Origin of the sequence: Moorena sp. SIO1G6, from assembly GCF_010672795.1 — a bacterium.
Classification (GTDB): domain Bacteria; phylum Cyanobacteriota; class Cyanobacteriia; order Cyanobacteriales; family Coleofasciculaceae; genus Moorena; species Moorena producens.
The window spans coordinates 58,723-72,101 of record NZ_JAAHFZ010000003.1; the positions used below are offsets into that span (position 1 = coordinate 58,723).

Annotated in this window: 10 protein-coding genes; 8 read left to right on the top strand and 2 right to left on the bottom strand. The window is 44.0% G+C overall.

Annotated features, from left to right (window positions below; all coding sequences use genetic code 11):
- Positions 1 to 249 precede the first annotated feature (249 nt).
- Together F6K63_RS04550 and F6K63_RS04555 are read left to right on the top strand one after the other, a co-directional pair.
- On the top strand, positions 250 to 849 hold the full coding sequence (locus tag F6K63_RS04550; RefSeq protein WP_287311015.1) for a Uma2 family endonuclease: 600 nt from the start codon (positions 250 to 252) through the stop codon (positions 847 to 849).
- A 245-nt stretch (positions 850 to 1,094) separates the two neighbouring features.
- Entirely contained in the window at positions 1,095 to 1,850 is a 756-nt protein-coding gene (locus tag F6K63_RS04555) for an MBL fold metallo-hydrolase (protein ID WP_008190866.1), read from the top strand.
- Here the strand turns inward: F6K63_RS04555 and F6K63_RS04560 are convergent.
- Positions 1,845 to 1,988, bottom strand: a complete 144-nt coding sequence (locus tag F6K63_RS04560; protein ID WP_161603213.1) for a hypothetical protein — start codon at positions 1,986 to 1,988, stop codon at positions 1,845 to 1,847. The two genes, F6K63_RS04555 and F6K63_RS04560, sit on opposite strands and share 6 nt — an antisense overlap.
- Between F6K63_RS04560 and F6K63_RS04565 the strand changes: the two genes are divergently transcribed.
- The 6 genes from F6K63_RS04565 (at position 1,987) to F6K63_RS04590 (ending at position 12,290) form a co-directional block, all read left to right on the top strand.
- Positions 1,987 to 2,778 carry a glutathione S-transferase family protein gene (locus F6K63_RS04565; protein WP_008190864.1) on the top strand — a complete coding sequence of 264 codons (792 nt, stop codon included), beginning with the start codon at positions 1,987 to 1,989 and terminating at the stop codon, positions 2,776 to 2,778. The genes F6K63_RS04560 and F6K63_RS04565 overlap by 2 nt on opposite strands.
- A 360-nt stretch (positions 2,779 to 3,138) precedes the next feature.
- Positions 3,139 to 4,848 carry a helicase HerA domain-containing protein gene (locus tag F6K63_RS04570; RefSeq protein ID WP_008190861.1) on the top strand — a complete coding sequence of 570 codons (1,710 nt, stop codon included), beginning with the start codon at positions 3,139 to 3,141 and terminating at the stop codon, positions 4,846 to 4,848.
- A 424-nt stretch (positions 4,849 to 5,272) separates the two neighbouring features.
- Positions 5,273 to 6,115, top strand: a complete 843-nt coding sequence (locus F6K63_RS04575) for a prohibitin family protein (RefSeq protein ID WP_008190859.1) — start codon at positions 5,273 to 5,275, stop codon at positions 6,113 to 6,115.
- Positions 6,116 to 6,423: 308 nt separating this feature from the next.
- Positions 6,424 to 8,355: an ABC-F family ATP-binding cassette domain-containing protein gene (locus tag F6K63_RS04580; protein WP_287253168.1), complete on the top strand. Its 1,932-nt coding sequence runs from the start codon at positions 6,424 to 6,426 to the stop codon at positions 8,353 to 8,355.
- Positions 8,356 to 8,913: 558 nt separating this feature from the next.
- Entirely contained in the window at positions 8,914 to 10,371 is a 1,458-nt protein-coding gene (locus tag F6K63_RS04585) for a zinc ribbon domain-containing protein (RefSeq protein WP_502708280.1), read from the top strand.
- 200 nt (positions 10,372 to 10,571) lie between these two features.
- The gene (locus F6K63_RS04590) at positions 10,572 to 12,290 is read left to right on the top strand and encodes an ABC-F family ATP-binding cassette domain-containing protein (RefSeq protein ID WP_008190851.1); all 1,719 of its coding nucleotides are present in this window, start codon (positions 10,572 to 10,574) and stop codon (positions 12,288 to 12,290) included.
- A gap of 86 nt (positions 12,291 to 12,376) precedes the next feature.
- On the opposite strand, the gene F6K63_RS04595 is transcribed toward F6K63_RS04590, so the two are convergent.
- The gene (locus F6K63_RS04595; RefSeq protein ID WP_008190849.1) at positions 12,377 to 13,324 is read right to left on the bottom strand and encodes a circadian clock KaiB family protein; all 948 of its coding nucleotides are present in this window, start codon (positions 13,322 to 13,324) and stop codon (positions 12,377 to 12,379) included.
- Between the last annotated feature and the right edge of the window lie 55 nt (positions 13,325 to 13,379).

Sequence of the window (13,379 nt, forward strand, 5' to 3'; positions counted from 1 at the left end):
TCGCGCTTGGCTGTAGGCCACGCTACGCCAGGGCAAACGCATCTAAATTCTAGAAGCCTTACTCAGAAGCGATTTCAAAATTAATCAGCATAAATACTTATCGGTTCAATCTCATATCCAGTAGGCATTTCAGAATAAAATGCGTTTACCCTGAATGAATAATTACCAATTATAAATTCTACATTCTAAATTCTTCATTATCAATTCTAAATTATACATTCTTATTCCCTATTATCAAATAAAAACACGATGCTATTACAAGACAAAAAACGCTACTACACAGCAGACGAGTATTTAGAACTAGAAGAAGCTGCTGATTATAAAAGTGAATATCGGGATGGAGAAATTATACCGATGGCTGGAGGAACCACCAATCATAATAAAATTGCTCTCAATTTTGCCGCTAACTTGAAGTTTGCCTTAAAAGGAAAAGACTACGATATCTATATCGGTGATGTGCGATTGTGGATACCTGATTATCGTCAGTATACCTATCCTGATATTATGGTAATTCAGGGGAAACCGATCTATACCGGAAAAGGTAAGACTACTGTGATGAATCCTTTGCTAATTGTTGAAGTCTTATCTAAATCTACTAGAAATTATGACCAAGGAGAGAAGTTTCTCTACTATCGCTCAATTCCCCAATTCAAAGAATATATACTAATAGACCAAGCCAGATATCATGTTATTCAACATACCAAAACTATTGAAGGACAATGGTTACTGACTGAGCAAACATCAGAAAATGTAATTTTGGAATTAAGTACTATCGATTTTACCATTAACTTTAGTGATATTTACGAGGGAATTAAGAATGAAGAATTAAGAATGAAGAAGGCAGAATGAAGAATTGAGAATGAAGAATTAAGAATGAAGAATTAAGAATGAAGAAGGCAGAATGAAGAAGGCAGAATGAAGAAGGCAGAATGAAGAAGGCAGAATTGAGTTATAATGGTGAAGGCAGAAGGCAGAATGAAGAATTGAGTTAGAATGGTTAAGGCAGAATGGTGAATGGTGAAGGCAGACTTCTAAATTCCAAATTCTAAATTCTAAATTCTAAATTCTAAATTCTAAATTCTACATTCTAAACTATGTATCTCACCCATTTCGGCGCAAACACCTGGCTACTGGAACTTCCAGAGCAACGGATTCTGATTGACCCCTGGTTAGTGGGTTCATTGGTCTTTGGCAATCTACCTTGGTTCTTTAAAGGGGACAAACCGGAAGCAATTAACAGCATTCCGGATAAAATTGACCTAATTTTGCTCTCCCAAGGCTTAGAGGACCACACCCATACCCCAACCTTGGAAAAATTAGACAAAACTATTCCAGTGGTGGGCTCTACTAGTGCGGCAAAGGTAGTCAAACAGCTAGGTTATACCCAGGTAACCCCCCTTACTCCTGGTGAAACCGTTGCGTTAGGAAATCACTTAGAAATCCGAGCCTTGCCAGGAGCACCCATTGGTCCATTCCAGCAGGAAAATGCCTATCTGATCACGCAGTTGGATAGTGGTACCAGTCTTTACTACGAACCTCATGGCTATCCCCCTGCTGAAGTCAAGGATTATGCCCCAGTAGATATCGTGATTAGCCCAGCCCTAACCTTAGAAATTCCCTTAGCCGGGCCAATCGTTCAAGGGCATAAGACAGCACTGCAATTGGCGCAATGGTTACGACCCCAAGTCTTTCTGCCCACAACCATTGATGAAAATGTCAAGTATGAAGGGGTTTTGGGTTCCGTAGTGCGGGAAGTGGGGAGTCTCGAAGAATTGCGATCGCAACTCCTCCAGGACAATCTGCCCACAAAAGTCATCACTCCGGAACTAGGGGTTTCCTTGGAATTATAGGAAGGGAATCGGCAATCGGCAATCGGCAATCGGGAGAAGAGAGGGGGAAGTGTGGGAAGTATGGGAAGTGTGGGAAGAGGAATGTGAAAACGCTACAGTAGCATAGTGTCCCACATCAACAGCGAGAAGATCCAACATGCTGGAGTTGTATCAATTTGAACTGTCCCAATACTCAGAGAAAGTACGACTGATTCTGGATTACAAAGAGCTGGACTATCGTAAAATTGAGGTAACCCCAGGAGTAGGACAGTTAGAACTATTCCAACTGTCTGGTCAAAGTAAGGTACCAGTGCTAAAAGATGGGGATACCGTGATTAGTGATTCTACTGCGATCGCAATGTATTTGGATCGCAAGTATCCCGACAAACCCATCATCCCCACCGATCCCAAAGAACGAGGACTGTGTTTACTGATCGAAGAATGGGCAGATGAATCCATTGGTACCAAAAGCCGGAAAGTGGTCTATGGCGCATTGAGCCAAAATCCCGACTTCCGCAAATCGGTCCTACCGAACCAAACCCCGGATTTGCTCAAAACAGTAGTTGGTTCGGTACCCTCGGAATTTTTAGATATTCTAGGGTTTGGTGTCGGTTGTGGCACTGATGCCGTCAAGGAAGCCAAAGATGGTCTCAAGCAAGACCTAGAAGCCTTGAGTCTGTTACTCCTGGATAGTCCTTATCTAGTCAGCAACTCCCCTTGCTTAGCAGATTTTGCCGTAGCCGGTTTAAGTCTGCTCCTGAAATTCCCCGATGGGAATTATCTCGATATTCCCCAGCAATATCAAGGTAAAGGGATTCCTGGCTTGGCCGATAGTAACCTCTACGAAACCTTTTTCGCTTGGCGCGATCGCATCTATGCTGATTATCGCAAACCTTTAGTTTCCGATAGTCCTAGTGATTCTCAACCCACATCAATTGAGATCGACTAATAATAATTGACTCTAAGGGGTCAGCGGTCAGCCGTCAGCGGTCAGCGGTCAGCGGTCAGCGGTCAGCCGTCAGCTGTTCGCGTAGCGTGCGCGTAGCGCTTAAGCTGATAGCACCTCAACTAGCTTGTGTGGCACAGGCTTCTAGCCTGTGACCCATCCCATAAGCTGATAACTGATAGCTGATAGCTGATAGCTGATAGCTGATAACTGATAGCTGATAGCTGATAGCTGATAGCTGATAGCTGATAGCTGATAGCTGATAGCTGATAGCTGATAGCTGATAGCTGATAGCCTACTCCCTACTCCCTACTCCCCATCACCCAAATGATTTAGGATTGCTATAGTCCTGGAATTATGGTAATGGATTTAAGTCAACCTTTAGGTTCAGTTATTCAAGGCTCTTTGTCTGCTGGATTGGAAGTGCGATTACACCCCGATGTCTCCGTAGAAGATATGCGGGTGGGGAAATTTCTGGTGGTCCAGGGAATGCGATCGCGTTTCTTCTGTATGCTCACCGATGTGTCTTTGGGAACCTCCAGTCAGCGGATTCTGGTTAATCCTCCTAATCCCAATGATGATTTTCTACGGGATGTACTCGCAGGTAGTGGCACCTACGGTACGATTAATCTAACCCCGATGCTAATGTTTACGCCACAAAAGTCCCAGTCACAACAGCCAGTGGAACTAAATGGAAAAAGTCCCTTAGGCTCCTTTCAAGCTCAAAGTAGCGAAGAGATGGAATTGTTACCAGTAAAAACAATTCCCAGCCACTTTTCTCAAGTATACGATGCTAGTGAACGGGATTTTCGGGCAGTCTTTGGCTGGGAAGATGACCCCCATCGCCGGAATTTTTCCATTGGTCAACCCCTTGACATGGAAGTCCCCATATGCATCGACTTAGATCGGTTTGTGGAACGGAGTAACGGGATTTTTGGTAAGTCTGGCACCGGTAAATCCTTTCTAACTCGACTACTGCTATCTGGGATTATCCGTAGGCAAGCAGCAGTAAATTTAATTTTTGATATGCACTCGGAATATGGCTGGGAAGCCGTATCGGAAGGGAAACAATTTAGTACAGTCAAAGGGTTGCGCCAGCTTTTTCCATCCCAGGTACAAGTTTATACCCTCGACCCAGAATCCACCAGACGACGAGGGATTCGGGATGCCCAAGAGCTTTATCTAAGTTATGACCAAATTGAAGTAGAAGATATCAACCTAGTCCGAGGAGAGTTAAATCTTTCTGAAGCTAGTCTAGAAAATGCCATTATTTTACGCAATGAATTTGGCAAATCCTGGATTGTGCAACTGCTGTCTATGACCAATGAAGAAATCCAGGAATTTTGCGAAGTCAAACGAGGCAACAAGTCTTCAATTATGGCATTACAGCGCAAATTAAGCCGATTCGATGAATTGAAGTATATCCGCAGTGCTTGTCCCCATAATTATGTCAATCGAATTTTAGAATCTCTCGATGCCGGGAAGCATGTTGTGGTAGAATTCGGTTCCCAATCCAATATGCTTTCCTATATGTTAGCAACTAATTTAATTACCCGTCGTATTCATAACAGTTATGTCAGAAAAGCTGAAATATTTTTGCAGTCGAAAAATGCCAGCGATCGCCCCCGTCCCCTAGTAATTACCATTGAAGAAGCCCACCGTTTCCTAGATCCAGCCACAGTACGTCAAACAATTTTTGGGATTATTGCCCGTGAAATGCGCAAGTATTTTGTGACCTTGTTAGTCGTAGACCAGCGTCCTTCTGGCATTGATAACGAAGTCATGTCTCAAATTGGAACTAGGATTACTTGTTTACTAAATGATGATAAAGATATTGAAGCAATTTTTACTGGGGTGTCTGGTGGCCAAAGTTTGCGTTCGGTATTAGCCAAGCTCGATTCTAAGCAACAAGCCTTGATTTTAGGACATGCGGTACCAATGCCAGTCGTAGTCAAGACCCGTGCTTACGATCAGCAATTTTATCGGGAAATTGGGGAGCTAGATTGGCAAGAAGTGTCCGATCAAGAGGTATTTTTAGCCGCCCAATCAGCTAGGGAAGATATAGGGTTTTGAAGTAGGCTATCAGCAGTCAGCAGTCAGCGGTCAGCTTAAGCGCTACGCGCACGCGTGCGCGTTCAGTGGTCAGCCGTCAGTGGTCAGTGGTCAGTGCTCAGTGGCCACTCAAGTAGTGTGGCACAGGCTTCTAGCCTGTGATCCATAAGCTGTTCGGCGTAGCTTGGGCCTAGCCCATCAGCTGATATAGCAATCCGTCTAGGAATTGCTGAGAATTTTGTTCCCTACTCCCTACTCCCTACTCCCTGTTCCCTACTCCCAGATCCGCTGTTCCCTTTGCTTAAGCTGATAGACGAACTTTTCTAGTATGCTGAAAATATGATGCCATAAAGCTTACGAGATCTGGCAAATGCCCTATCTGGTAACATCAGTGCTTAATTACCCTGTGATTAATCCAGGGGATAATTCAAAAGGAGATTAAAACTTGAGGAACCAAAATCCACAAAATTTGCAATCTTTAGTCGGGGGGATTATCGCAGCATTAGTTATTCTCCTCTCCTTTAATTGTTTTGTAATTATCAATCCCGGTCAGGCTGGAGTCCTTAGTATTTTGGGTAAAGCTAGAGATGGCGCTCTGCTTGAGGGTATCCACTTCAAACTGCCCTTCGTCTCTATAGTCGATGTGTATGATGTCACCGTACAGAAGTTTGAAGTCCCAGCCCAGAGTTCCACAAAGGATCTTCAGGATTTGACCGCACGATTTGCCATCAACTTCCGCCTCGATCCCACTAAGGTGGTTAGTATCAGACGAAAACAAGGAACTCTACAGAATCTAGTGACCACAATTATTGCCCCTCAGACTCAAGAGTCATTTAAAATTGCTGCCGCCCTTCGCACTGCTGAAGAATCGATTACCCAACGGAGTCAGTTAAAGGAAGATTTTGATAAGGCTTTGGGCGAAAGGTTAGCCAAGTATGATGTCCAAGTATTGGATACTAGTGTCATTGACCTGAATTTTTCTAGGGAATTTGCCAAGGCAGTTGAAGAAAAACAGGTAGCAGAACAACAGGCCCAACGAGCTGTCTATATAGCACAGGAGGCTGAGCAAGAAGCTCAAGCAGAAATTAATCGCGCTCAGGGTAAGGCCGAAGCCCAACGACTGTTGGCGGAAACCCTCAAAGCCCAAGGGGGTGAACTGGTGCTCCAGAAAGAAGCGATCGCAGCTTGGCGAGAAGGTGGGGCTCAGATGCCTAAAGTTCTGGTTATTGGTGGTGAGGGGAATCACAGTGTTCCCTTTATCTTTGACCTAAACAACGTACCTCAATAGCATCAAAATGTCAATAAAATAGTCAAAAGCTCTTTAATTTCATGGTAGTTAGTAATAGTAAGTTTGATATTTTGCACTTGATTATTAGTAGTTAAATTACAACTACCAAAAACCGTTTTCTACCCAGAAAACGGTTTTTTTTTAAATAAATTTATAGCAGTCTAAGTAAACCTTAAGACATATTTATCTTCCCTACTCCCTACTCCCTACTCCCTACTCCCTACTCCCTACTCCCTACTCCCTAATCCCTAATCCCTACTCCCTAATCCCTACTCCCTAATCCCTACTCCCTTTCCTATAAATTTTTCATGAGTATTTTCACCCTACAATCAGTTCACAAAGACTTTGGGATTAAGGAAATCCTGAAAGAGGCTAGCTTTAGTCTAGATCCTATGGATAAAGTTGGTCTAATTGGCACTAATGGTTCAGGCAAATCGACCCTATTAAAGATAATTGCTGGTCTTGAGCCCATTGATAGTGGTCAACTCTCGGTTAATCCCAAAACTAAAATTGTTTACTTACCCCAACAACCAGACTTAGATGAAAACAACACGGTTTTGGAACAAGTGTTTGCTGATAGTGGTCAGCAGATGACTCTGATTCGTGAGTATGAAGAACTTTCCCAGAAATTGGCTCACAATCCCGAGGATAACCAACTGCTAGCACAGCTCTCAAGTGTAACCCAGCAGATGGATGCCACAGGAGCTTGGGAACTAGAAACAAAGGCAAAAATTATTCTGAGTAAATTAGGGATAGTTGATTTTGATGCTCCCATTGGTCAGTTGTCTGGTGGCTATCGTAAACGGATTGCTTTAGCAGCTGCCTTGCTAGCGGAACCAGAGGTATTGTTAATGGATGAGCCAACAAACCATCTTGATGCCATGTCAGTGGAGTGGTTACAGAGTTATCTGAATAGTTATCGTGGAGCAATCTTACTGATTACTCACGACCGCTATTTTCTAGACCAGGTCACCAACCGCATTATCGAAATTGACCGGGGAGACCTGTATACTTACTCTGGCAACTATTCCTACTATTTAGAGAAAAAAGCCTTAGCTGAAGAATCAGCCATCAGTACTCAACGGAAACATCAAGGGGTATTGCGCCGAGAGCTAGAATGGCTAAAACGAGGTCCAAAAGCTCGCAGTACCAAGCAAAAAGCTCGAATTGACCGTATTCACGACATGCAAGCCAAGGAGTTTAAACAAGCTCAGGGTAAAGTAGAAATTTCTACCCCTGGTCGTCGCATTGGCAAAAAAGTGATTGAGTTAGAAAATGTTTCTAAAGGCTATAACGCTAGAATTCTGCTCAAAGATTTTACCTACGAATTTAGTCCCGATGACCGAGTTGGCATTATTGGTGGGAATGGCGTAGGGAAATCTACCCTAATGGATATTATTACTGGACGCATTCAGCCCGATGCTGGTAAAATAGAAATTGGTTCCACCATTTATATCGGTTACTTTGACCAGCATTCAGAAGATTTGCTCGAAGCTCTTAATCAAAATCAACGGGTAATTGATTACCTTAAAGACGTAGCAGAGTATGTGACAACCGCTGATGGCACATTGATCAGTGCCTCACAGATGCTGGAGCGTTTCTTATTTCCTCCCACCCAACAGTATGCACCAATTCATAAGCTTTCCGGTGGAGAGAAACGTCGCTTGTTTCTGTTGCAAGTACTGATGAGTTCTCCCAATGTACTTATTCTTGACGAGCCCACTAATGATTTAGATGTACAAACTCTAGCTGTACTGGAGGAGTATCTAGAGGGGTTTAATGGTTGTGTGATTATTGTCTCCCACGACCGCTATTTCCTAGACCGCAGCGTAGATAAAATCTTTGCCTTTGAATCTGAGGGTAAGGTACGCCAGTATCCTGGTAATTATTCCCTTTATATCGATTATAAGCGAGAAGAAGAAGCAAAACTAGCCCAACAGATGGCTCAGACTCAAGGGAAAAAGGCTGAATCCTCTAAGGTCGAGCCGTCCACTAAAAAATCATCGAGTAATAACAAACCCCGTCGGCTGTCTAATTGGGAAAGGCGGGAATTTGATCAACTCGAAAGTCAGATTCCCCAACTGGAAGCTCAGAAAGCTGAGTTGGAGAAAACCCTTTATCAATCTCCTCCCAAAAATACCAGTGAGGTCCAGGCACTTTATCAGACCTTGGAAGCCTTGACTCAGGAAATTGATACAGCAACTGAGCGTTGGATGGAGTTGGCGGAACGGGAATTTTAGATCACAACCGTTGCGATTGGCCTACGGCCACGCTACGGGATTGACCGTAGGTCACGCTACTTGAGGTGCATAATTTAGATCACCAGCGCTGTGATTATACCGTTGCGAGCCTACCGTTCCATACGCATAATTGAGGTGACAGCTGATCAACGTTCAATTGTTCGTCAGTGGTTTGGAGGTACTACCAGTCATGATGAATTTTTGTTACGATCACCAAAAACATCCTGGCTCGTAAACTCTATCACTAGACTTATTGCATAAATCATGTTTTTGCCTCCCTAGCCCCCCAAATCTGGGCAGGGGATAATGGGGGCTTGGCACCATTGATGCAAGAGGTCTACTGTAGGTGGCGGTTTCCGGGGATAATCTGCTGTAGATGGGAAAACTAAGAAGGACTAATGGTCAAAGGAACAGGGGAATCCCTGTCAACCAAACTTCTGTAGTCTCGCGCTTAAACGCCAATAAAGCGGTACAAATCGGGATTTAACACCTCAAAACGGACATGGACATTTTTGTAGCGCTAGGGTAAGATGGAGAAGTAAGAAACAGCAGTTAATGATGCCAAGAAAGTTGGGGACAACCAAGAAAATATCGACTCAAGTCGTTCCCGTAGTGGGAATGAATAATTCGGTCAAGCAAGAGTGGTTCTCTACGATCAAGAAGCTAGGCATCGTTAGAGCCGAGTCTTACAACAAGCTAGGTAGCATTAGCCATTGGGGGATGGATTGGAAAAAGGCTATCCCCGAGATCAAAAGCTTTAGGACTCCTGAAACCCTGGGCTTACCGGCTAAATTGATGGATTGGACGATCAACGATGTAGCCAAGGCAATCACAGCTCAGCAGGCAGCTTCCTCCGATGCTGTAATTAAAAAGATCTACAAAAGATTTCCCGGAAAAGAAAACGAAAAGTGTAGAAAAGAATATGCCACGCAGCTTAAAACCTTAGCTTTCCTGGAGAAACCACTACTTCACCGGCTTGTCAGGAAAGAATTTAAAAGAGGTCATTCTTGGGTTGACAATCAGATGGTTTATCAACAAGTAGGATACAAGTGCAAAAGACTTTATCCTAATACATACCAGCTGGAAATAGCTGGATTAACGAGTAGAAAAAGAAACAAGATAGTTGTCAAAAGTAACAGAAAAGTAAAAGGTCAGATCAGACTGATATATAATAACCAGTCTCAACAATTTGAGATTCATTTCTTGGTTGACCATGGAAGAGTCGAATCTGTTCGAAGACCTCGCGAGATAGGAGTAGACAAAGGTTACACAGAAGCCTTCTATGATTCGGAAGGCAAGGCTCATGGGAAAGGCTTAGGAGTCTTGCTAAGCAAGAAATCAGATAGAATATGTGCCAAGAACCGAAAAAGAGGAAAGCTTTGGGCACTTCATAGAAAATTAGAAAAGTTAGACCCAGCTAAATCAGCTCGAATATTAAGAAATAATCTGAGCAGAAAAACCGAGAACAAACGTTACAAGCAAGATCAATCAGAAATACAGTCAGTACTCGGAGCTGCCTCCAAGTCACTAGTTGGAGGAAGAGCGTTAAAAGTTTTTGCAGAAGATTTAACACAACCAATTAAGAATAAGCGCCAGTCGTTGGCCATGTCTCGCAAGCTCAATAGCTGGATGATTGGACAGATGCGAGACTCCCTGCAAAAATGGGCTGACTGGACTGGCTCGGTTGTCACGGAAGTTCAGCCTAGTTACACGTCGCAAATTGACTCCAGGAATGGAACCCTATTAGGGAAAAGGACTGGGGACAGTTTTACCGGATTTGATGGGGTCGTGTTGCCGGCTGACCACAATGCTGCCAAGAACATCCTTGCGAGGGGTACGGACTTCGAGATTTCTCGGTTCTCTTCTAGGACTGAGGTTCAGGCCGTGTTGTTGCGTCGTACCGCGCGTTTCTTGAAAGGGTTGGGATTGAGTCTAGCTGATGCAGTTGAGCTTGGTTGGCTTAACTCCAAACATAGTAAGACTCAGGCTTTCAAGCAACTCCTCATCGAGATGTGAGGAACGTCCAGATAGCTGGGTGGTAGGTTTAACTCCAATTACCGTCTAACCACTCCTCACTCGGACAACAATAAATTGTACCTTGACCGTTAAATCCGGGTTTATCCCGATTAATCACGGTTTAAGAGTATCTCAACCCGACAGCAACTTGGGATCAGGAATAAAAGTCCCCAGCTAAAATTTTCCTTGGAGACATCTTAATGCTGCGACTCGAACAAATTAGTAAAGTATACCCCACTGGCGAAGTTCTAAAGGATGTCAACTGGGAAGTTAAACCAGGCGATCGCATTGGCTTAGTTGGCGTCAATGGTGCCGGGAAATCTACCCAACTGAAAATTATTGCTGGAGAGATGGAACCCACCAGCGGCGTTGTTATCCGTCCTGCCAGTCTTCATATCGCTTACCTCACCCAAGAATTTGAAGTAGACCCAACCCGCACGGTCTCAGCAGAATTCTGGACGGTATTTAAGGAAGCTAACCACGTACACTCCGAAATGCTACAAGTCCAAAACGCCATGGAAATGGCTGATGAAGCAGAATTGGAAGGGCTGATTAGAAAACTAGATAGGTTGCAGCGCCAATTTGAAGCCCTCGATGGTTATGGCTTACAAGCAAAAATTGACAAGATCTTGCCGGAGATGGGATTTGAGCCAGAGGATAGCGATCGCTTAGTGAGTGCTTTCAGTGGTGGCTGGCAAATGCGCATGAGTTTAGGCAAAATCCTGCTCCAGAAGCCAGACGTCCTACTAATGGACGAGCCGACTAACCATCTTGACTTGGAAACCATCGAATGGTTAGAAAAGTATCTCAAGGGTCTGAAGACCCCAATGGTAATAGTATCTCACGACCGGGAGTTTCTTGACCGCCTCTGTACCCAAATTGTAGAAACCGAACGGGGTGTCTCGACTACCTACCTAGGCAATTACTCAGCTTATCTCCAGCAGAAAGCCGAGATGCAGGCAGCTCAACTGAGTAGCTACGAGCGTCAACAAAAGGAAATAGAAAAGCAGCAAGCCTTTATTGAGCGTTTCCGTGCTAGTGCAACCCGGTCTACCCAAGCCAAAAGCCGAGAGAAACAATTAGAAAAAACTGAACGGATAGAAGCCCCAACTGCTAATCTCAAAACTCTCAAATTCCAATTCCCTCCTGCCCCTCGTAGTGGTTTTGAGGTAGTCAAAATCAAGGATTTAGTCCATGACTATGATGACAAGATTTTATTTCTGGGAGCAGACTTGTTGATTGAACGGGGCGATCGCATTGCCTTCATCGGTCCCAATGGTTGCGGTAAATCCACCTTACTCCGGATGATCATGGGAATGGAAAAGCCAACAGAAGGGATAGTAGGACTGGGCAAACACAATGTGATTCCTGGTTACTTTGAGCAGAATCAAGCAGAAGCCCTAGAATTGAGCAAAACGGTCATGGAAACCATCCATGATGAAGTCCCAGACTGGAAAAATCAGGAAGTGCGTACCCTATTGGGACGGTTTCTGTTTACTGGGGACACGGTATATAAAAAGGTTGAGTCCCTTAGTGGAGGCGAAAAAGCCCGCCTGGCCTTAGCCAAAATGCTCCTTTGTCCTGCTAATTTACTAATTCTGGATGAGCCGACTAATCACCTGGATATCCCAGCCAAAGAAATGTTGGAGGAAGCACTCGGTACCTATGATGGTACAGTAATTATTGTTTCCCACGACCGCTATTTTATCTCGAAAGTGGCCAAAAAAATAGTGGAAATCCGGGATGGCGAATTCTGTACCTATCTGGGAGATTACCACTACTATCTTGAAAAGATTGCCCAGGAAAAAGAAGAAGCTCGGTTAAAAGCGATCGCTGCGGCCAAAGCGGCTAAAAAAGCGGCAAATGCTAGCAAAAAGACTAAAAAGACCAAAAAGAAAGCTGCTGCTAAACAAAAGTAACAACAAAAGTAACATATAGCAGTTTTCAATACCCAATTGAGAACTGCTATATTACCTATTACCGATTAAAATTACCGATTAAAAGCTTATTGCTTAAGTGCTGAGGAGTCAACTATATTGCTGGTTAATCTCTGCAATACCTGATCAATATCGTTCAAATCACCGACAATCCGCCGGACAGGCTCGGGCCATACTCTGAGTAGTGTCGGTGTAGCTGAGATCTGATCACTTTCTGCGAGTTCTGGGTGCTTGAAAACATCAATAATTTTTAGGGTATAGGGATGACCTAAATGATTCTCTAACAACTGGTATAGACTCTTGAGAGTATACTCAGTTTCTGTACTATGTCCGCAAACGAACAAACGCAGGACATAGCTATGGGTAGGTTGTGCCTGGGAGTGAGACACATCAGGCAGGGACATCCTGGATAAAGAATCAGGTTTGGTGACATCGGTGACAGTCAGTGAGTCTGTACTATCAGTGGCAGACTTAGATAAACCCGGCAGCTTTTCAATAGCTCTCAAATGCTGCTGAGGTGACCATCTCCCAGAGTTTTGATTAGTAACCCTTTCTGGCAAAACCTCTTCTGTATCGTAGTAGGATAATGGCTCTGGGCGGTCAATGCGCAGGATCAAGTCGTGGTTTTCCCAAAGTTGGGGAAACTGATTGCGATAAGTTTCTAGCACCGCCGGGTCACAGGACTCTTCCTCCCAAGGGGCTACTTGCCAAATCAGGTTGTCAGTGCCAAATACGGCATTTAACAATGCCTGATGATGTTGCACCAACCAATGAATTTCTGCTGACATGCGCAACTGATTGGTTTGAGGGTCAATCCACCGATCAATGGTAGCAGTATATCCGGGGACTAAAAAATGAGGTGGCTCTGGTAACCCCAGTATTTCCTGTAAACTCGCACACAGATGCAGGTGCCAGTGACTCTGCTTATTAAAGTCAATGCTATACACTAGATCTTCCCCTGGTGTAAATATAGCAATACCTTTAAACAGTTGGGGCGAGGGGGTTTCATCCAGCATATGCTAGTACTATGTCAATTTAGTTTTGATGGTCAAGGTGTTACGGTAATGGTGT